18 protein-coding genes and 1 pseudogene are annotated in these 19241 nt (G+C 68.8%); 10 read left to right on the top strand and 9 right to left on the bottom strand.

The window, feature by feature from the left end; all coding sequences use genetic code 11:
* Positions 1–199 precede the first annotated feature (199 nt).
* Positions 200–1190, bottom strand: a pseudogene (locus JHN63_RS40865) (SCO2521 family protein).
* Position 1191: 1 nt separating this feature from the next.
* On the bottom strand, positions 1192–2187 hold the full coding sequence (locus tag JHN63_RS40860) for an SCO2522 family protein (RefSeq protein ID WP_200690180.1): 996 nt from the start codon (positions 2185–2187) through the stop codon (positions 1192–1194).
* A gap of 150 nt (positions 2188–2337) precedes the next feature.
* Between JHN63_RS40860 and JHN63_RS40855 the strand changes: the two genes are divergently transcribed.
* On the top strand, positions 2338–3561 hold the full coding sequence (locus JHN63_RS40855) for a GNAT family N-acetyltransferase (protein WP_234478446.1): 1224 nt from the start codon (positions 2338–2340) through the stop codon (positions 3559–3561).
* Between the two features lie 578 nt (positions 3562–4139).
* Entirely contained in the window at positions 4140–4631 is a 492-nt protein-coding gene (locus tag JHN63_RS40845; RefSeq protein WP_200690179.1) for an RICIN domain-containing protein, read from the top strand.
* 187 nt (positions 4632–4818) lie between these two features.
* On the opposite strand, the gene JHN63_RS40840 is transcribed toward JHN63_RS40845, so the two are convergent.
* The 3 genes from JHN63_RS40840 to JHN63_RS40830 form a co-directional block, all read right to left on the bottom strand.
* Positions 4819–5781 (bottom strand): FAD-dependent oxidoreductase, encoded by a 963-nt coding sequence (locus JHN63_RS40840; RefSeq protein WP_200690178.1) that lies wholly within the window; start codon positions 5779–5781, stop codon positions 4819–4821.
* A gap of 195 nt (positions 5782–5976) precedes the next feature.
* Complete coding sequence (locus JHN63_RS40835) at positions 5977–6717, bottom strand: SCO2525 family SAM-dependent methyltransferase (protein ID WP_200690177.1); 741 nt, start codon at positions 6715–6717, stop codon at positions 5977–5979.
* A gap of 46 nt (positions 6718–6763) precedes the next feature.
* On the bottom strand, positions 6764–7909 hold the full coding sequence (locus JHN63_RS40830) for an abortive phage infection protein (RefSeq protein ID WP_200690176.1): 1146 nt from the start codon (positions 7907–7909) through the stop codon (positions 6764–6766).
* A 191-nt stretch (positions 7910–8100) separates the two neighbouring features.
* On the opposite strand from JHN63_RS40830, the gene bla reads away from it, so the two are divergent.
* Positions 8101–9039: a class A beta-lactamase gene (gene bla / locus JHN63_RS40825; RefSeq protein WP_200690175.1), complete on the top strand. Its 939-nt coding sequence runs from the start codon at positions 8101–8103 to the stop codon at positions 9037–9039.
* A 42-nt stretch (positions 9040–9081) separates the two neighbouring features.
* Here bla and JHN63_RS40820 read toward each other — a convergent pair whose 3' ends face one another.
* Positions 9082–9891, bottom strand: a complete 810-nt coding sequence (locus tag JHN63_RS40820; protein ID WP_234478445.1) for a helix-turn-helix transcriptional regulator — start codon at positions 9889–9891, stop codon at positions 9082–9084.
* Positions 9892–9946: 55 nt separating this feature from the next.
* Between JHN63_RS40820 and JHN63_RS40815 the strand changes: the two genes are divergently transcribed.
* Entirely contained in the window at positions 9947–10519 is a 573-nt protein-coding gene (locus JHN63_RS40815; protein ID WP_200690174.1) for a class I SAM-dependent methyltransferase, read from the top strand.
* On the opposite strand, the gene JHN63_RS40810 is transcribed toward JHN63_RS40815, so the two are convergent.
* Positions 10493–10954, bottom strand: a complete 462-nt coding sequence (locus JHN63_RS40810; protein ID WP_200690173.1) for a protein-tyrosine phosphatase family protein — start codon at positions 10952–10954, stop codon at positions 10493–10495. The genes JHN63_RS40815 and JHN63_RS40810 overlap by 27 nt on opposite strands.
* Positions 10955–10978: 24 nt before the next feature.
* A complete protein-coding gene (locus JHN63_RS40805; protein WP_200690172.1) occupies positions 10979–11623 on the bottom strand; it encodes a TetR/AcrR family transcriptional regulator in 645 nt (214 codons plus the stop codon).
* A gap of 107 nt (positions 11624–11730) precedes the next feature.
* Between JHN63_RS40805 and JHN63_RS40800 the strand changes: the two genes are divergently transcribed.
* The gene (locus JHN63_RS40800; RefSeq protein ID WP_200690171.1) at positions 11731–12153 is read left to right on the top strand and encodes an ester cyclase; all 423 of its coding nucleotides are present in this window, start codon (positions 11731–11733) and stop codon (positions 12151–12153) included.
* A 26-nt stretch (positions 12154–12179) separates the two neighbouring features.
* On the opposite strand, the gene JHN63_RS40795 is transcribed toward JHN63_RS40800, so the two are convergent.
* Complete coding sequence (locus JHN63_RS40795) at positions 12180–12893, bottom strand: FadR/GntR family transcriptional regulator (protein WP_200690170.1); 714 nt, start codon at positions 12891–12893, stop codon at positions 12180–12182.
* Between the two features lie 212 nt (positions 12894–13105).
* Here JHN63_RS40795 and JHN63_RS40790 point away from each other — a divergent pair, with 212 nt between their 5' ends.
* The 5 genes from JHN63_RS40790 to JHN63_RS40770 form a co-directional block, all read left to right on the top strand.
* Positions 13106–14740, top strand: coding sequence for an ABC transporter substrate-binding protein (locus JHN63_RS40790; RefSeq protein ID WP_200690169.1), 1635 nt, complete (start codon positions 13106–13108; stop codon positions 14738–14740).
* An 18-nt stretch (positions 14741–14758) separates the two neighbouring features.
* Entirely contained in the window at positions 14759–15718 is a 960-nt protein-coding gene (locus JHN63_RS40785; protein ID WP_200690168.1) for an ABC transporter permease, read from the top strand.
* A complete protein-coding gene (locus JHN63_RS40780) occupies positions 15718–17706 on the top strand; it encodes a dipeptide/oligopeptide/nickel ABC transporter permease/ATP-binding protein (RefSeq protein WP_200690167.1) in 1989 nt (662 codons plus the stop codon). Before JHN63_RS40785 ends, JHN63_RS40780 begins: the two co-directional genes overlap by 1 nt.
* Positions 17703–18767 (top strand): ABC transporter ATP-binding protein, encoded by a 1065-nt coding sequence (locus tag JHN63_RS40775; protein ID WP_200690166.1) that lies wholly within the window; start codon positions 17703–17705, stop codon positions 18765–18767. The genes JHN63_RS40780 and JHN63_RS40775 overlap by 4 nt, the downstream gene beginning before the upstream one ends.
* Positions 18764–19241 (top strand): dihydrodipicolinate synthase family protein (locus JHN63_RS40770; RefSeq protein WP_200690165.1); only part of this gene is annotated, 478 nt, incomplete at its 3' end. The genes JHN63_RS40775 and JHN63_RS40770, both read left to right, overlap by 4 nt.

Raw genomic sequence — 19241 nt, 5'->3', positions numbered from 1 at the left:
GGTGGGGGGCATGCGGAGATCGTAGGAGTGCGGAGGGGGTGCGGTCATCGGGCTGGGGACGTACGACCTGGGTCGACACCGGAGCGACGCGTACAGGTCGACTACGGGCACGTTCCGTATCGGTTGGGCTCGCGATATCCGACGGCCGTCGGGGGTACGTGGGTGGTGTTCGTGGTGCGGTGCGCGGTCGCGGCGTTGGTCACGGTCGTGACGGTGGACCGGCGGGATATCTGAGGTCAGGTGGCGGCAATGACATGGCCGCCATGGCCAATTGGTCGCGGATGCGACGGCGTAGGTTCTCCCATTGACGGCTGAAGCCCGGTTCCCGCTCCAGGACGTCCCACAGGTGGCCCAGCGCGCGGTCCACGCGGGCGTGCGGCATCCACAGATGCAGGAGGTGGTCGACGGCCGGACGCAGCGCCAGGACCACTGCGGGCCCGTCCGCCGCACCGAGTCGGCTGTTCTCCAGCATGTGCATCACGGTCGTCAACAGCCAGTCGTGCAGCGCGAGATCCTCACACAGACCGGCGACGGCGGCGGCCGAGGTGTCCTCCCGGCAGCCGCAGCTCGACGGTCCGCAACCCGTCCTCGGCCAGTGTGAAGCGGTCAAGCGACGGCTCCTCGCCCGCTGGCGCAAGGCGCGCGGCCCAACGCAGCTGCGTTCGCCGGGACTTGAAAGGGGCCTCGCGGTCGAGGAGCGGGTGGCGCACCAGTTGCTCCAGCAGTCCCTCGGCGATCATTCCCAGGTCCAGTTCGCCGCGCTCGGCGCCGAGTAACACGCCCTCCGCAGCGGCCTGTTCAGGCAGTTTTCCGAACGGCTCGACCACACCTGGCCTTACCAGGTAGTGCCCCCAGGGGCGGCGTACGTCGAGGCCGTATGCCGGGGCACTGAAGTAGGCGGTGGACTGGAGGACACGGCCCTCCGTGAGCACCCCACGGGCGGCCACCGTACCGACGGCTCGGACCTTGGCACCGTTCGAAGTGGGCAGCCTGCAGTCCACGCCCGTCAGAACCTGGGGTGAACAGGCATACAGATTGGGCCGGTTGGAAACCCTGACCTGCTCGTCGCCGCGCAGCCTCAGCAGTTGGGCGGCGCCGTACCCGTCCAGTGACCGCAAGGACGGCAGCAGGCAGGTGTGCACCTCGCCGCAGATGAGGACCGGACGCGCCGATCGTCCGGGGGACGACATGTCAAGTCCTCTTCGGAGGAGGCGGGTTGGCCGACTTCCCGACGGATTCCACGCCGGGCTCCTCGTAGAAGACGTAGGTCGCGCGCTGGGCCACGGCCTCCGGCACGGCGACGCCTTCGCCGGCGGAGCGCACGGCGACCTGTCGGAGCGCTCCGGAATCGACGTCCACCTGGTCGAGGATGAGCCGTACGGCGTCCTCCACCGCGAGGAACCGGTTGGGCATCAGCGTGCAGGTGCGGTATGCGCTGAAAGGCGCCGCGGACTCAGTGAGCCTGAGCAGCGGTGGCAGCCGGTCCCAGTCGCGCGGGAAGTCCCCACCGGTCCAGGGGTACGGGGTCAGCACGGGTTCGCCGAGGTGTCGTAGCAGACCGAGCCGGGCCAACTGCCATACCGCGGCCAGGAAAGGACAGGACCACAGCCACGCGTCGTCCTCCCTGGACCACAGCTCGACGTCCATGAAGACCGAGTGGTTGCGGGCCATGGTCTCCTGGGGCGGCTGCCAAGCCGTGCTGCCGGGCGGGGCGGGAGTGCGCTGACCGTTGGCGAGCCAGCCGGTCTGGCTGACGGGCGGGCGCGCGCCGTTGCTGCCCGGCGGCGGCGACTCCACGAGGCGGTGCAGGACGGACTCCGCCAGCTCGATCCGGTCGGCGACCGCACAACCCGACTCGCGGGCCAGGTAGTCGATGACCAGACCCGCCTTCCGGGCCTCCGACAGGACCAGCGGGACGATCTCGGCCGGTGTGGAAAAGCGGTTGAAGTAGTCGTCGATGAGAAAGCAGGTACTGATGCGGGGCCTTTTGAGACCCGCGCGACGAGCTACGGAGGCGCGTACGGCGTCCACCCAGATGCGCACCTCTGCGAAGTGCTCGCGCAGCCGCTCGGGACCGGCTTCGAAATCCTCCATGTAGAGGTGGCCCAGCTCCAGGGAGAGGTGGGCGAGCGGAACGGACTGGGTGCGGGGTTCCGCGGTGGATTCCCTGAACACGGACTCCGTCACAGCCGTCTCCACCTTCGTGTCATGGGCCTTGCGAACCTCGAGAACACCACGGTCGCGATCACTCAACCGTACCTGTGCGGCGCGCAGTTGATCTGTAGGATTCAGCGCCTGGCGACCACGTGACACCTGATGTCGAGCCGAACGAAACGGATGGACATGGCTGTATGGCCCACCCGAGCGGCGTCCCCTGCCGACCTGGCCGCATTGCGTTCGCTGCTGACCGATTCATGCGAGACGGCGATCATTCCGACGCCGGCGCTCCTCGCCGACGCCATTGACCGCGACCTGGTTCGGGTGCTCGAATCCGCAGGCGAGTTGGTCGGGTGCATCGCCGCGGAAATGCCGTCGCCAGAACATGTGCGGATCTCTGTGATCGCGGTTCGTGAGGGAATGCGGAGGCAGGGTATGGCCAAGCAGCTCCTGACCGAGATGGTGACGGACATTCCCCGGAAATCGATCGAGCCGCCACTGATATCCGCCGTGGCCAGTACGGAGCAACTGGCGGTGACGCGCCTCCTGCTGGCCACCGATTTCAAAGGGACCCGGGTCATACGCATCGGCGGGTCAGGCAACGCTCTCCACATTCACTATCAGTACAAGTCCCGTGTGGAGTACATAGATCCGGACGCCAGGCATCTCGTCCCCGTCAGTGCTCAGGAACAGCTCACGGAGTCCCTGTCACCTGCCGACCACGCGGTGACGGGGCTGGTGACGCTCAGCGGCGAACCCGCTTTTGAAATCGCTCGGTTCGAGCAGGACGACCCCGCGACCCTCCAGTCCGGCGAAGCCGCGGCCGGCATCGCCTTCTCCGGTTCCATCCTCGCCGCGATCACCTTCCTGCTGGGTTTCGCCTTCTCGTCGACCCGATTCCCCGATGACGTACGACTGCTCCTCATCGGGGCGACGTTCAGCACTGTCCTCTCCCTGATCATCTACGCGAGCGCCTCCGGCGAACTCGCTCGGATCCGCTCGAACTCGTTCGGCAAGATCATGAAGTGGGGCAACGTACTTTCCGAGTACGGCGGCGTGTTCCCCTTCCTGATCTCACTTCCCGTCACTTACGCGCAGGCCAGCGGCGATCCCTGGACGACCATGACGCTGGCCGTCGTGTTCAGCTCGGCCATCGCCTGGTACGAGCAGTCCGAGTTCTCCATCGCCCACCGATTCCAACGAAGCTCTTTCGAGATCGCTCTGATCGTGCTGACGGCGGCCTCGCCGACGGTCGGTGCGGCGCTGATCGCGGCGAATGCCACCAGCTGGCCGTGGACGACGGTCCTGATCGCCACGCTCGCGGCCCGGACCTGGCTGTACCTCTTCCGCAGAGGCGCGGAGTCCGACATCGCGGAGCGCCGACAGTGGCAGATCAGGGAGTAGCTCCCGAAGCGGTGGGTGCGGGCAGCGGTCTGGTCGTGGGCCCGGCCCGGCAACGCGGGTGAAAGCCGGCGCAACTGGCCGCCCGGATCGGCGACCGCCCACCCGTTCGGCGAGCAGGTGGATGACCAACGAGGCCCCCGAGCAGCGTGGTTGAGACATCAGACATCTCGATCAACAGCCCGGGGGCGACCGATCCACTGCGGACCCCAAGCGCAGGCGCAGGGGGCGCTGCGGCTGATTGCGAGCGATACGGAGAACAGGCAAACAGCTCCCGGCGAAAGACGTTTCCGTCTCACAGCGACGGCTTCTCAGCACATAACCGACTTGTTCTGCTTGTGCGTTCCGGCCAGTAGGAACAACCCTCCCGCTCGGCGACCCGCCAGTGCGTCAAATTCTGGAACTTTCTGGATTTTCGGGACCTCCTGGGCCCACGCACACATTCACCTGCCACGCGTCGTTCACCCAAAATTCTTGCTGGAATCGTTTATTTCCTGTCCCGATGATTTGACTATTCTCATTTAATCCCCTCGGCGCTAGCGTTTTCATGGTCATCTACTGAACCAAGGAAAGGGAGCTTCATGCTCAAGATTTCGAACCGCGCGTTCGTTTCGGTGTCCCTGGGGGCCTTGGCCGCTGTTTCTCTCAGCGTCGGATCGGCTTCCGCCAGCGCTCAGCTCTTCGCACCCATAACCAACCAGAAGAGCCAGACGTGCCTGTCACTCGCCAATGGAGGGTCTACCGCCAACAACGTTTCAGCGATTCTTTATACCTGCACCGGCACGCAGGAGCAGTCGTGGGAACCCAGAGACCTCACTTATGTGAACCGCAAGAGCGGCAAGTGTCTTTCGCTTGCGGATGGCGGGTCCACGGCCAACGGAACCAAGGCGATTCAGTACACGTGCAACGGAGGGGCCGAACAGGACTGGCACCTGACCGGCGGCCAACTTGTAAGCGCCAAAAACAATAACAAGTGCCTGTCGACACAGAGCGGTGGAACGGCCGACAACACGAATGTGGTCATCTACGACTGCAACGGCGCTCCCGAGCAGCAGTGGTCGTGGCTCTTCTAGGGTCAGCCGCATAGCCTGAGCTACGCCTGCCATCAATCTTAAAGAAAGGGTCCGTCGGCAAACCGACGGACCCTTTCTGCTCGTCCGGGGTTCACAACGGAGAATATGGAAGTTTTGCCACCTGGCCAAGCTTGCGACGTCCCTCGCCAAAGCCGTTCTCACCCTGGAGCGGCAACGCTGAAGAAGCTCAGTGAGTGGACGGCAGCTTCCCGCGAACCCGCTCCGTGATCTCGCGGGCACATCCCCAGGACAAGGTCAGTCCGGCTCCGCCATGACCGTAGTTGTGCAGCAGCAGCGTGTCCTCGTGCCACTCGTCCTCCAGTCGGACCCGGCCTCGGACCGGCCGCAGCCCCACCCGCTGCCCGATCACCCGGGCTCCGGCGAGCAACGGCTCCACGGCGGCGCAACGGCGGATGATCTCCCGGGCTTCGTTCTCGTCGGGCCGCAGTTCCCAGGCGCCCGGCTCCGCCGTTCCGCCCAGGACCACGATGTCGCCGTGCGGGTAGATGTAGGTGAGGTCCTCGGCCCCGGGGGTGTCGTCGCAGAAGAAGGTCCGGATACCGGGGTTCTCCATCACGACGAGCTGGCCCCGCACCGCGTCGACCGAGGCATCGTCCACCAGGTACCGGGCTTCCGCACCCGAGCAGTTGACGACGACCGACGCCTGAGTCAGCGCCTCGTCGAGCGTGCCGTAGAGGTGCCGGCGCAAGGTTCCACCGGCCTGCTCCAGCCGTCCGACCAGGTAGCGAAGGTACCGAGGCATGTCGACGAGCGGCGCTCGGTAGCGCCACCCGGTCACGAACCCCTGCCGTAGCTCTGACGGGAGGCACATGCGTGCACCCACGAGGCTCCCCCAGACCGGCATGTCCCGGGAAACCCTGGATTCCTGAGTCCCCTCCACCAGCCGGATCCCGGTCTCCGTATCCGTGCTCAGCGCGGTCAGCTCCGACAGGGTCTCCCGGCTCCATCGCTCCACCAGGTCGCTGGGCTCGGCCAGATACGGATCCCACATGGCGCCTGCGGCCGCCGAGGTCGTGGCGCCCGGGGGCCGGTCGGTGTCCACCCGGACATCCATTCCGGCCTCCGCCAGGCACACCGCCGTGGTGAGTCCTGAGACCCCTGCCCCGATCACCACGGCACTGGTCGACACTGCTTCGCCTCCGTCGTCGGGATCACCCGTCGCCCAGGCCCGGGCAACGTTGTCAACAGAGTCGACAATATCCGAACGAGCTTTCGTGCACCTGTGCGACGGTCGTCAGGCCTACGGCAAGAATGCGTCAGGCCCGCGGCAAGAACCTGTCGTCGGTGATCCGCACCTCATGTCTCCGCTCAGACCGCTCCGGTATCAATCCCCACGCCGCCCCCAAGCGAGAATCAATCCGGAATAGCCGTCCCTCACGGCATACCCGCTTTTGAGCCGCTCCGCCGTGAGATCGTCCGCGAATGGTTCGAGACTCGCCCGCACCTCGGCTTCTCCCACGTCACAGGCGGGGAAGAAATTCTGGCCCGTGTAATAGCCCTTGGAATGTTCCATGAAAGCGGCGGCGAAGGCAGCGCCCGGGTTCAGGGCGCGCATGAATCGCTCGACGCCCAGGCTGAACTCGGCGAAGGAGGAGGTCATCGACTCGGCAACGAAGAACATGGTTCCCACGGACCACCGTCCCTCGCGCTGCTCCAGATCGAAGATGTCGCCCTGCTCGACCTTGACGACCTCGCGGAACCTCTCCCGCGGGTCCATGCCGAGGGCGCGGTACGCCTTGTTCTCACTCAGAGAAGCCCAGAACAGGTCCCAGTTCCCGTCGTACGAGTCGACCTGGCCCTTCAGGTACGCGACATTCGCGGGCGAGCGCTCGCAGAGGGTGATCTCGTCGCACCACGGCAGCATGGACAGGGCGGGATACAGATTGGCGCCGGCGCCCACGTCGATGCCAATGACCGGGCCGACTCCCGGCTTCCGGAAATGGTCGGCGAAATGATCGCGAACGATGTGCAGGATCTCCGCGTCCTCCGCTTGTAGGTCACGGTAGTTGTGAGCTACATAGGCGATCGAATCGAACGCGCTCCAGGCCCCGTCAGCGTTCTTCATCCGAGCGTCCTTTCCCCCGACGCTTCGACATCACTCGGCCAAGGTATCAAGAGCAGACCCGGGCATACCTGCGCGCCAACGCCCGAAACGCCTCCTTCGGCTCCCACCGCCAGGGTGAACTCGGGTCCCCCGGCCGCTCCTTGACGGTCTTGGTGATCGCGTAGCTCGCCATGTCGAGGTCGTGGCGCGGGTCGTCGGCGCGGTGTGGGGCGTCCGGGGTGACGAACTCGAAGGCCATCGCCCCGTACAGGTCCATCGACTCGAAGACCTCCAACAGGGAGACCACGTACGCCGCTTGGGTGTGTTCGCTGCGGATCAGGTGGCCCTTGATCTCCTGCGGGTCCTTGTCGTAGTCGACGACGTTCCAGCCCATGCCGGCCGTCTTCTCGGCGCCCTTGTACGCGCAGGTGCCGAACTCGGTGATGGTCACGGGCTTGCCCCAGCGTTCGTAGCGGCGCAACTCCCGGACGTAGTCGGCTGGTTGGTGGAAGTACGAGTAGTAGTCGATGCCCACGATGTCGAAGAGGTTCCAGTCGACCTCGTCGTCCTGGGCGGCCGCGTAGCTGAGGTTGCCCAGGAAGACGGAACGGCCGAGCGCCGCCGCCTTCTTGGTGAACGCGTCCAGCCTGCGCTGCATCCTGACCGGGTCGAACGTGCCGTCCAGGAGGTTCTGGACGCGGTCCAGGACCGTCGCGCCCGGCACGATCCCGGGCACGAACAGCCAGAACTCGCAGCCCACGCTGAAGTCGACGCTCGCGCCCTGCCGCCGGAGCCGTTCCGCGAACCGGCCGGTCTCCGCGAGGTGTTCGAGGATGTCCCGCTCGGGGACATCGGCGAGGGTGGGCTGGAGCCAGATGTGCAGGCCCAGTTCGGCGGCCTCGGCGGCGGTCGCGGTGAGGCGGTCGACGCCGTCGCCGGTGACGTCGACCGTGTCGGCGTGCAACTCGTCGCGGACGGCGCGGAGATCGGCGCGCATCCGGCGCGGGTTCCAGGCGGTGGCGGGGGTCTCGCCCTCGCCGACCGTGTAGACGACGCCGTGCCGGCGCAGACCGCGGTGGCGCGGACCGTGGCAGCCGTCCGCCGTCCTCGGCCGTGCCGCCGCCTGCCCAGACGGCAGCGGCGCGCCCGCCGCCCCGAGCGCCAGCGCCCCCGCCAGGAACTGCCCCCGACTGATCCCCTGTGTGTTCGCCATGCGCCCACTGTGCCGATCCGGCGCCCGCCCCGAAGTCGCCCGATGGTCTACGGCGACGCAACCAAGGTATGAGCTCTCGCGTCGGTCACTGGAGAGATCGTTGACGGACATCGACCGATCGTCGACGGAGACCAGGCCACCGGACCACCGGACCACCGGACGGTCCACCGGTCCCCCGAACAAAGGAGAGCGTGATCTCAGGCTCCGAACAGTTCCCTACGACCCCTACGGCCGCAGCGCCTACGACCACCCGCCGTACCGTTCTCACCGCCGGCGCCGCCACCGCCGCGACCCTCCTCACCGGCGCCTCCTCCGCGCAGGCGGCGGACGACACCGGGACCGACATCGGCACGCGTCTGGTCGCCCTCGAAGAGCAACACACCGCCCGCGTAGGCGTGTTCGCGCATCACCTCGGCACCAGGAAGACCGTCACGCACCGCGCCGACGAACTCTTCCCGATGTGCTCGGTGTTCAAGACGCTCGCCGCCGCGGCCGTCCTGCGGGACCTGGACCGGCACGGTGAGGTCCTCTCCAAGGTCGTGCACTACACGGAGGCCGATCTCGTCGACGGATCGGACCAGACCCGGGCGCACCTCGCCGAGGGCATGACGGTCGAGCAGCTCGCCGACGTGGCGATCCGCTACAGCGACAACGCCGCCGGCAACCTGCTCCTGCGTGAACTCGGCGGCCCCACCGCCATCACCCGCTTCGCCCGCTCCCTCGGCGACCGGGTCACCCGGCTCGACCGCTGGGAGACCGAGCTGAACTCGGCCGAGCCGGACCGGATCACCGACACCACCGGCCCGCGCGCGATCGCCGGACTGTACGGCAGGCTCGTCCTCGGCGACGCCCTGCGCCGCCCCGACCGCGACCGGCTCACCGCCTGGCTGCTCAACAACACGACGAGCGCCGCCCGTTTCCGCGCCGGACTCCCCGCGACCTGGACGATCGCCGACAAGACGGGCAGCGGCGCCCACGGCACCGCCAACGACGTCGGCATCGCCTGGACGGAGGGCGGTGACCCGGTCGTCCTCGCCGTCCTGACGACGAAGCCGACCCTGCCCGACGCACCGTACGACAACCAACTGGTCGCGGACACGGCCGAGTTGGTGGCGGCGGCCCTCGGCTAGCCCCGGAAGTGGCGCTCGGCTGACGCGGGAAGTGGCCCTCGGCTAGCGCGGGAAGTACTGCCTCGGCGTCACCCCGACCACCCGGTGGAACGCCGCCGTGAAGGAGCTCGCCGAGGCATACCCCACCCGTCGCGCCACGGACTCCACCGGCAGCCCCTCGGCGAGGAACGGCAACGCGGCCTGCATCCGCAGCCGTTCCCGCCACTGGCCGAAGCCCAGACCCGTCTCCGCGACGAAGAGGCGGGCCAACGTCCGTGCGCTGGATCCGACTTGACCGCCCCACTCGGCCAACGGGCGGGCGTCGGAAGGGTGGTTCATCAGCCCGGTGGCCACCGCCCGCGCCCGCGGATCGCGCGGCTCGGGTACGGACACGCTCGTCACCGGCACCGGACGCAGCTCGTCGAGGAGCACCAGCTCGGCTCGCGCGCGGGCGTCCGGTGTCAGGTCCGTGCGGTCCAGGTGCTCGACGAGCGCCCGGAGAAGCGGGGTGACCGCGACGACCGTGGGGTCCCGCCAGTCGATGTGCGGGCAGCTCGCCGGTTCGACGAACACACCGCGCATCACGGCGTCGCCCTCGGACCCGGTGGCGTGCGGGACGAGCGCGGGGACCCACAGGGCCAGCGACGGAGGCAGCAGCCAGGTCCCGTGCTTGCTGCGGATCCGCAGCAACCCCCGCTCGGAGCAGAGGAGTTGGTGGACGGGATGCCAGTGCGTGGCGAACGCCGTCCCGCGCGGCATCGTGAAGTGGCCGACGAGGATGGCCGTGTCGGACCGGCGCCCCTTCCCTGTGTCGGACCGGCGCCCTTTCCCCGTGTCGGACCAGCGCTCCCGCTCCTGTCCGTTCCGCGACATGACACGGCAGCCTAGCCCGTGGCGGACAACCGCCCGCCCCGCCTAGCGTCGACGTATGCCGATGAACCGAGCCCACCGCAAGCTGTGCAGCTCCGAGGGATGGGCGCAGACGACGAAGGACCGCATCCTGCCCTGGGCCCTGGAACACGTGGAACTCGGCGCGGACGTACTGGAGATCGGCCCGGGCTACGGCGCCAATCTCCGCGTCCTCGTCGAGCGGGTCGACCACCTCACCGCCGCCGAGATCGACGCCGACACCGCACGCCTGTTGGAGTCCCGGTGGGGCGACCGGGCCACCGTGCTCCACGCGGACGGGGCCGAACTGCCGCTGCCCGACGGGTCGTTCGACTCCGTCGTCTGCTTCACGATGCTGCACCACGTGCCCACGGCCGCGCACCAGGACCGTGTCTTCGCCGAGGCGTTCCGCGTGCTGCGCCCCGGCGGGACGTTCGCGGGCAGTGACAGCCAACCCGGGTTCCGTTTCCGGGTGTTGCACTTCCGGGACACGATGAACACCCTCGATCCGGCGACCCTCCCGGGCCGACTGGAGCGGGCGGGGTTCACGGACGTGGCGGTCGACCTGCACCCCGAGAGCGGCGGCCTACGCTTCCGCGCCCGCCGCGTCTGACGGCGCCCCGAACCGTCGTACGTACCGCCGCTGCCACGGTGTCTCCACGGCGTGCCGGTCGTAGTGGGCGCGGACGTAGGCGACCGCCTCCCCGGGCGGCACCCCGTCGAGGACCGCGAGGCAGGCCAACGCCGTGCCGGTGCGGCCCCGGCCGCCGGCGCAGGCGATCTCGACGCGCTCGGTGAGCGACCGGCGCCAGACCTCGACGAGCACCGTGTGCGCCTCGGCGCGGTCCGCGGGCAGCCGGAAGTCCGGCCAGCGCAACCACCGTGCCTGCCAGGGGACTTGGGGCGGCGGCTTGCCGAGCAGATACACGCCGTACGACGGGACGGGACCGTCGGCCGGGAGCGGGCGGCGCAGGCCGCGGCCCCGGACCAGGCGGCCGGAGGGCAGCCGTAGGACGCCTGTGTCCCGTTCGTCCCACGTCTCCGCCATCCCGCCCGCCTCTCCATCCGTCCCTCACTCGGCCGGCGCGTCGCGTACCGCCTTCTCCAGCAACGCGCTCGCCGCCCATCGCATCACGTCCCGCGCCTCCTCGGGGTCGAGTCCGCAGGCATCGCGGGCCGAGATCAGCGCCTCGGCGCCGTAGACGAGGGTGACGGCCATGGCCAGGCGGCGGTGGAGTTCGGGCGGGAGGGTGTCGGCGAGGGGCTCGAGCGCGGTGCGGGTGTAGCCGAGGCGGGTCTGGTTGCGGGTGGGAATCTCCGGCTCGCCGCCCTCATGCCCGCGCCCCTGACCCTGCCCTTGTTCCTGGTGCTGCTCGTGCTGCGCGAACCAGCGTTCCAGGCTGGCCCGCACCAGCGACCGCCACATGGCCTCGTCGCCGAGCTGGAACTCGGCGACGCGGGAGATCAGGGTGTCGAGGCGCTCGGCCGGATCGGCGGGCAGGTCGGCGGTGAAGTCCGGGGTGCGGACGAGGAGTTGGGTCTCCTGGAGGAGTTCCTGCGGGCTGGAGAAGTAGCGGTAGGCGGTGGCCAGGGACACATCGGCCGCCTCCGCCGCCTCCGCCATCGTGACCGTCCGGCCCTCGCGGATCAGGGCGACCGCGGCCTCGGTCAGGGCGCGGCGCGTGCGCAGTTTCTGTCTGCTGCGGCCTTCCGGCATGCGAACACCTTCTTGTCGTGAGAAAATTTTCTTATTACAGTATATCCGTCTCACCAAACGGGGGTCGCGGCCCGACCGGCACGCGGCACGACGAGAGGAGGAGCTCCATGGGCTCCATCACACCGGCGGAAATGGAAGTACTGATCGGCACGCACATGCTCGCCGAGGAGCACGGGGACCCGGCGGCGGCGGTGTCCGTCTACACCGAGGACATCGAGCACGACGCCGTGGGCTGGCCGGGCGGCCCGGCGGTCGGCATCCCGGCCGCGCAGGAGCGCTACGAGCAGTTGGTGCAGGACATCCGCACCGAGAAGTCCGAGCGCACCCACACCTACTACTCGGAGAACGCGGCGACCGTCGAGGACCTGATCACCTGCACGGTCCCCGGCTCACTGCTGGGCGTGCCCGGCAACAACCGCCGGATCACCTTCCGGATGCTGCACGTCTTCGAGTTCTCGGACGGCAGGATCTCCCGCGAGAACGTCTGGCTGGACGGAGCGTCGATCGTGGCCCAACTCACCGCTCCCTGACCACAGTTCACGGCTCCGACAGAAGGTCAGCCCACTCCGCGGGACTCCTGCGCCGCCCGCGCCTCGATCCCGCGGAAGTGGTCCGCCATCGCGCGCCGCGCGCCCTCGACCTCGCGGGCGCGCAGTGCGGTGACGATGTCGCGGTGGCGGCGGACGGTGAGTCCGGGGTCCGGGTCGTCGGTCCAGCCGCGGGCGCCGGCGACCCGGCGGAACACCGTCCAGAAGGCGCCGAGGAGTTGCGGGACGAGTTCGTTGCCCAGTGAGGCGTAGAGCAACTCGTGGAATTCACGGTCGAGTTCGGGGAACGGGCGACCGGCCCGGCCCGCCTCCTCCATCCGGTTCACCACCGCCTCCAGCCTGTCCAGTTCCGGCTCGGTGACGGTCGCGGCGACCCGATGAATCAGGCCCTCCTCCAGCACCTCGCGCACCTGGAGGATCTCGGCCAGCGCGTCCGCGTCGTCCTCGTGCCGGGTGAGCGTACGGAAGGTGAGGCCGTCGACGAGCGGGGTCAGCGAGGCGCGGCCGACGTAGGTGCCGTAGCCGTGTCTGATCTCCACGATGTCGAGGGCCTGGAGCGCCTTGAGGGCCTCGCGGACGGAGTTTCTGCTGATGCCGAGGTCTTCCATCAGCTCGGCCTCGGTGGGCAGCGGCGCACCGGGCTGGAGCTTGCGGTCGAGGATCAGCTGCACGACCTCGCGCTGTATCCGACTGTTCCTTGGCTCCCCGGACATGCGGCGCATCGTACGCGCCCCAGAGGTCCCACGTCCCATGTCTGACCCCAGCGGGACCTGAGGGGGAGTCAATTTGCGCCAGTCACACGCCTTTTCAAAGCGCCATTGGTCCGACCTCTGACGGCTACGCCATTCGTGTGCGATGCCTTGACCGACCCCACGGGCGCTCTTATGGTCGCGCTGACCGCAGGACGTAGGACGTCGTACCTCCTGGAGGAACCATGCGCGAAGACGTGACCCGAAACGTGCCCGCGCTGCACCGCCGGGCGTTCCTGAAGTACTCCGGCGCGCTGGGCGCGGCGGCCGCCATCTCCTCGTCCCTGACCGCCTGTTCGTCGGGGCCGCAGTCGACGAACGACACCGGCGGCGGGGGCACCGGCAAGAACCGGACGCTGACCGCGGTGATCGGCTACGGCAACGACGGCAGCTGGGATCCGACGCAGACCGCGTCCGCGTTCGCGATGGCCGGCAACAACCACATCTACGAGGGGCTGATCGACACCGATCCGATCACCCGCGCGCCCTATCCGGCGCTGGCGACGGCCCTGCCGAAGGACACCGGCGGCACCTCGTGGACGTTCACGCTGCGCGCGGGCGCGACGTTCCACGACGGGCAGCCGGTCACCGCCGACGACGTCGTGTTCGTCTTCGACCGCATCCTCGACCCGAAGACGACGACCCTGGCGCAGGGCTTCTTCGTGAGCTGGCTGAAGGAGGTCCGGAAGATCGACGCGCGGAGCGTCGAGCTGGTCCTCAAGTTCCCCTTCCCCGACGGGATTTCACGGCTCACGCTCGCGAAGATCATGCCGAAGCACGTCTTCTCGAAGCCGGGCGCGTGGGACCAGGCGATCCAGGGGAAGGCGGTCGGCTCGGGACCGTACCGGCAGACCGCGCACCACCCCAAGTCCAACACCACCTTCGCCGCGTTCACCGGCTACAACGGCCCGCGCCCGGCCGCCTTCAAGACGATGAACTGGCTGACCATAGTGGACGCGGCGCCCCGGGTCGCCAAGATCTCCGGGTCCAGTGCGGGCGCGCAGATCGCCGACAACATCCCCTACGCCAACATCCAGCGGCTGCGGAGCGGCGGGCTGACGGTCGGCGGCGGGGCCGGGATGAACAACCTGTTCCTGATGTTCAACACCCAGCACAAACCCTTCGACGACGTACGGGTGCGCCAGGCGCTGCACTACGCGATCGACACCGGAAAGATGGTCCAGGTCGCCCTGCGTGGGCACGGAAAGCCGTCCTCGTCGTTCCTCAACGAGGGCAACCCGGCCTACCGGCGGGCGAAGACGGTCTACGACTACGACCCCGGCAAGGCGAAGGCGCTGCTGAAGGCGGCCGGGGTCAGCGGGCTGAAGGTCGACATCATCTCGGTGAACGTGAGTTGGATCGTCGACTGTCTGCCGACCATCAAGGCGTCCTGGGACGCGATCGGCGTGCGGACGACCCTGTCCCCGCAGGAGACCACGGCGGTCTTCACCAAGATGGACCAGAAGCAGGACTACCAAGTGGTCGCCGCCGCCTCCAACCCCAACCAGTTCGGCCTCGACGCGGACCTGATCATGCACTACAACTACGGCCCGCAGAATCTCTGGATGGGCTACGCCCGTTGGGCCGGCAACTCCGTCGCCAAGCAGCTCTTCAAGGACATGGACCGGGCCACCCAGGAACCGGACGTGGCGAAGAAGGAGACGATGATCCAGGACTACATCGACACCGTCGCCGAACAGGCCGTGCTCTACCCGGTCGTCCACAACGAGCTGATGACCGCCTGGGACCCGAAGAAGCTGACCGGCATAAGGCCGCAGCCCTACCCCGGCATCAACGTCCTCCAGGCCAAGTGGGTCTAGCCGTACAGGAGTTGGCCCATGGTCACCGTCGTCAGGATTCTGGTCCGCCGTGTCGTCCTGCTCGTGCCGCTGATGCTCGGCATCGTGCTGTTCGTGTTCGTGGTGATGCGCTTCTCGGACGTCGACCCGGCGTCCGCGTTCTTCCAGGGCGCCAACCCGACCCCGCAGCAACTGCACGACTTCCGCGAGCGCAACGGCCTGCTCGATCCACTGCCGCTGCGCTACGTCCATTTCGTGGGCGCACTCCTCCACGGTGACCTGGGCACCAGCGCGCTGACCCGGGCACCGGTCGTCCAGCAGGTCACCACCGCGCTGCCGCTCACCCTCCAACTCACCTTCCTGGGGCTGGGGATCGCGGTGGTGCTGGCGCTGCTCGGCGGGGTGACGGCGGCGATCTACCGGGACCGGCTGCCCGACCAGATCATCCGGGTGGTGTCGCTGACCGGGGTCGCCGCGCCCGGCTTCTGGCTGGCGCTGCTGATGATCCAGTACCTGGCCGTCGACCGGGGCTGGTTCCCGACCGGCGGCTACATCAACCCGGCGGACTCCCTCACCGGCTGGCTCAAGACGATGGCCCTGCCCGCGCTCGCGCTGTCGCTGCCGGTGGCGGCCCAACTCACGCGCATCGTACGGACGTCGGTGGTCGAGGAGCTGGACAAGGACTACGTCCGGACGGCGATCGGCAGCGGGCTGCCACCGCATGTCGCGGTCGGCCGGAACGTGCTGCGCAACGCGCTGATGAACCCACTCACCGTGCTGGGTCTGCGCGTCGGATACCTGCTCGGCGGTGCGGTCGTCATCGAGACCATCTTCTCCCTCCCCGGGATGGGCAAGTTGATGATCGACGCCGTCCAGAACGGCGACCCGGCCGTCGTCCAGGGCGTGGTGCTCACGACGGCGACCGGGTTCGTCGTGGTGAACCTGGTCATCGACATCCTCTATCTGCTGGTCAACCCCCGCCTGAGGGATGCCTCCTGATGTTCACTCAGTTCTCCCGCAAGGGCCTCGCCGAGACCCTGTCCCGGCCCGGCATCCGGCTGCGCGGCCGGCGCCGATTGCCGCTGCTGTCGAAGGTCGCGGTGGGCTTCCTGGCCGTCGTGGTGCTGGTGGCGCTGTTCGCGCCGCTCCTCGCCCCGCACGACCCGCTCGACCAGCAACTGCCCGTCGACGGCACCGGACACCCCTCCGCCGGCCACTGGATGGGCCAGGACAGCCTGGGCCGGGACATCCTCAGCAGGCTGATGTACGGCGCCCGTTGGTCCCTGGCGATCGGCCTCGGGGCGACCGCGCTGGCGCTCGTGGTCGGCGCCCTGCTCGGGGCCGTCGCCGCGACCTCGCGCAAGGGCGTGGACGAGACGCTGATGCGCTGCCTGGACGTGGTGATGGCGTTCCCCGGCATCGCGCTCGCGGCCGTCCTGGTCGCCGTGTTCGGCGGCGGGATCACCGTGCTGATCTGCGCGATCGCGTTCCTGTTCACCCCGCCGGTGGCAAGGGTCGTACGGGCCAACGTACTTGACCAGTACGGCGAGGACTACGTCACCGCGGAACGGGTGATCGGCGCCCGCACCCCGCACATCGTCATCAAGCACGTGGCCGTCAACTGCGCCGCCCCGATCCTGGTGTTCTGCACCGTGCAGGTGGCCGAGGCGATCGTCTTCGAGGCGTCGCTGTCCTTCATCGGCGCGGGCGTACGGCCCCCGGACCCGTCGTGGGGCAGTGTCATCGCGGACGGCAAGAACATGGTGCTGACCGGGGGTTGGTGGGCGACGGTCTTCCCCGGCCTGCTGATGCTCGTCACCGTGCTGTCCCTGAACATACTGTCCGAGGGGGTCTCGGACGCGTGGGCGGCCCCGGCCGCGCGCGAGGTGGCCGTACGCCCCGACGAGGACCCGCTCGACGCCCCACAGCCAGGCAGCGGGGAGGTGCTCCAGCTCCCCGGTCTGACGGAGGCGGCGCTCCGACTCCGGTCGCGCGCAAGGCCGTTGCCCGACCCCGACGGCCTGCCGGTACTCGCCGTCGAGAACCTCGCCATCGGCTTCGAGGGCCGCCACCACGGCGTGGACATCGTCGACGGCATCAGCTTCGAGGTACGGCCGGGTGAAGTCCTGGGCCTGGTGGGCGAGTCGGGCTGCGGCAAGTCGCTGACGGCGCTCACGGTGATGGGCCTGGAACCGAAGGGCGCCCGGGTGCGCGGCCATGTCCGGTTCAATCAGCGGCAGTTGGTGGGTGAGCCGATGCGGGTGCGGCGCAGGCTGCTGGGCCACGAGATGGCGATGGTGTACCAGGACGCCCTGTCGTCCCTGAACCCGGCGATGACGATCCGCGCCCAGCTCAAGCAGGTGATACGGCGCGGAGGGCACCGTGGGGCGGGCGAGTTGCTGACGATGGTCGGCCTCGACCCGGAGCGCACCCTGCGCAGCTATCCGCACGAACTCTCCGGCGGCCAGCGCCAACGCGTGCTGATCGCCATGGCGTTGTCCCGCGACCCCCGGCTGATCGTCGCCGACGAACCGACCACCGCCCTCGACGTCACCGTGCAGGCACAGGTCATAGAGCTACTGCTGCGGCTGCGCGAGGAGTTGGGCTTCGCGCTCGTCCTCGTCTCGCACGACCTCGCGCTCATCGCCGATGTCACCGACCGGGTGGTGGTGATGTACGGCGGACAGATCGTCGAGACGGGCGTGACCGCCGACCTGGTGGAGTCACCGGCCCACCACTACACGCGCGGACTGCTCGGCAGCGTGCTGTCGTTGGAGTCGGCGGCCGAGCGGATGACCCAGATCAAGGGGGTCGTCCCCTCCCCCGCCGACTTCCCGGCGGGCTGCCGCTTCGCCGACCGCTGCCCGCTGGCGAGCGACCTCTGCCGTACGACGGCACCCGATCTGGTCGGCCCGCGCACGCACACGGTGGCCTGCCACCACCCGGCGATCGACCTGGTGACGACGGAGAGCGAGACGGTGTCATGAGCGGCGCGGAGGTCGAACCGGAGGCGGTCCGCGGCCAACTGGGCGTCCCGCTGGTCGAGTTGGCGGGGACCCATGTCGTCCACAAGGCGCGCAGCGGCGGTCTGTTCGGCCGCGATCGGGTCTACGCCCTGACCGGCGCCGATCTCACCGTCGCGGCCGGCGAGACGGTCGGCGTGGTCGGCGAGTCCGGCTGCGGCAAGTCGACGCTGGCGAAGGTGCTGGTGGGCGTCCAGCGGCCGACGTCCGGCACGGTGTCCCTCCGGGGCCGTGACCTGTGGTCGATGCCGGACGGCGAACGCCGGGCCGCGGTGGGCACCGGCATCGGCATGATCTTCCAGGACCCGTCGACCGCGCTGAACCGTCGTCTGACGATCCGCCAGATACTGCGGGATCCGCTGGACGTGCACGGCCGCGGGACGAAGCCCGAACGGGAGGACCGGGTAAGGGAGTTGATGTCACTCGTCGGCCTCCCCCGCGCGCTCGCCGACGGCCTGCCGGGCCAGCTCTCCGGCGGGCAGCGCCAACGCGTGGCGATCGCACGGGCGTTGGCGCTTGACCCAGCCCTCGTCGTGGCCGACGAGCCGACCAGCGCGCTGGACGTCTCGGTCCGCGCCCAGATCCTGAATCTCCTGTTGGACCTGAGGGAACGACTGGGCCTGGCCCTGGTGTTCGTGTCCCACGACATCCAGACGGTACGGCGGATGAGCGACCGCGTGATCACCATGTACCTGGGCCGGATCGTCGAGGAGACCCCGGCCGACCAGGTCACCGACCGGGCGAGGCACCCGTACACCCGGGCTCTCTTCTCGGCGACACCGGGCCTCCTCCACCCCATCGACCCGATCCCGCTGATCGGACCGGTGCCGTCGGCGACGCGTCCGCCGAGCGGCTGCCCGTTCCGTACCCGGTGCTGGAAGGCCGACGACGTGTGCGCGTCCGCCATGCCGGACTTTTCACCCGCGTCGACGCCGGGACATTTCTACCGTTGCCACCATCCTGTGGAGGAGGACCTGTCGACCCGCGACCTCGTTCGCCAAAACCTCCCCATGGAGCCTTCATGACCCTCCCCGCCCCGCTCACCGGTGTCGTACCGCCCGTCTGCACGCCCCTGACACCGGACCGCGAGGTGGACGTCCGTTCACTGCTCAGGCTCGTCGACCATCTCGTCGAGGCCGGGGTGCACGGGTTGTTCCTGCTCGGCTCGACGTCGGAGGCCGCCTACCTGACGGATCGCCAGCGGAGGTATGTGGTCGAGGCGGTGGTGGCCCATGTGGGAGGCCAACTCCCGGTCCTGGCAGGCGCGATCGACATGACGACCCCGCGAGTCCTGGACCACGTGGCGGCGGTCACGGACGCGGGCGCGGACGCGGTCGTGGTGACGGCCCCCTTCTACACGCGCACCCACCCGGCGGAGATCGCCCGCCACTACCGCCTGATCGCCGCGGCATCGTCCGTCCCGGTCGTGGCCTACGACCTCCCGGCCTCCGTCCACACCAAGCTGCCCTCCGACCTCGTCCTCGAACTCGCCGCCGAGG

Origin of the sequence: Streptomyces sp. MBT65, from assembly GCF_016612545.1 — a bacterium.
Lineage (GTDB): Bacteria > Actinomycetota > Actinomycetes > Streptomycetales > Streptomycetaceae > Streptomyces.
This window is presented reverse-complemented; position numbering and strand designations above follow the sequence as displayed.

What these genes read in the sequence shown, in the direction of transcription:
- JHN63_RS40805 (WP_200690172.1), bottom strand. Translation starts at nt 11,623, where the DNA reads ATGCCGGAAGGCCGCAGCAGACAGAAACTGCGCACGCGCCGCGCCCTG.
- JHN63_RS40835 (WP_200690177.1), bottom strand. Translation starts at nt 6,717, where the DNA reads ATGAAGAACGCTGACGGGGCCTGGAGCGCGTTCGATTCGATCGCCTAT.
- JHN63_RS40855 (WP_234478446.1), top strand. Translation starts at nt 2,338, where the DNA reads ATGGACATGGCTGTATGGCCCACCCGAGCGGCGTCCCCTGCCGACCTG.
- JHN63_RS40845 (WP_200690179.1), top strand. Translation starts at nt 4,140, where the DNA reads ATGCTCAAGATTTCGAACCGCGCGTTCGTTTCGGTGTCCCTGGGGGCC.
- JHN63_RS40800 (WP_200690171.1), top strand. Translation starts at nt 11,731, where the DNA reads ATGGGCTCCATCACACCGGCGGAAATGGAAGTACTGATCGGCACGCAC.
- JHN63_RS40830 (WP_200690176.1), bottom strand. Translation starts at nt 7,909, where the DNA reads ATGGCGAACACACAGGGGATCAGTCGGGGGCAGTTCCTGGCGGGGGCG.
- JHN63_RS40785 (WP_200690168.1), top strand. Translation starts at nt 14,759, where the DNA reads ATGGTCACCGTCGTCAGGATTCTGGTCCGCCGTGTCGTCCTGCTCGTG.
- JHN63_RS40780 (WP_200690167.1), top strand. Translation starts at nt 15,718, where the DNA reads ATGTTCACTCAGTTCTCCCGCAAGGGCCTCGCCGAGACCCTGTCCCGG.
- JHN63_RS40775 (WP_200690166.1), top strand. Translation starts at nt 17,703, where the DNA reads ATGAGCGGCGCGGAGGTCGAACCGGAGGCGGTCCGCGGCCAACTGGGC.
- JHN63_RS40820 (WP_234478445.1), bottom strand. Translation starts at nt 9,891, where the DNA reads ATGTCGCGGAACGGACAGGAGCGGGAGCGCTGGTCCGACACGGGGAAA.
- JHN63_RS40790 (WP_200690169.1), top strand. Translation starts at nt 13,106, where the DNA reads ATGCGCGAAGACGTGACCCGAAACGTGCCCGCGCTGCACCGCCGGGCG.
- JHN63_RS40810 (WP_200690173.1), bottom strand. Translation starts at nt 10,954, where the DNA reads ATGGCGGAGACGTGGGACGAACGGGACACAGGCGTCCTACGGCTGCCC.
- JHN63_RS40795 (WP_200690170.1), bottom strand. Translation starts at nt 12,893, where the DNA reads ATGCGCCGCATGTCCGGGGAGCCAAGGAACAGTCGGATACAGCGCGAG.
- JHN63_RS40815 (WP_200690174.1), top strand. Translation starts at nt 9,947, where the DNA reads ATGCCGATGAACCGAGCCCACCGCAAGCTGTGCAGCTCCGAGGGATGG.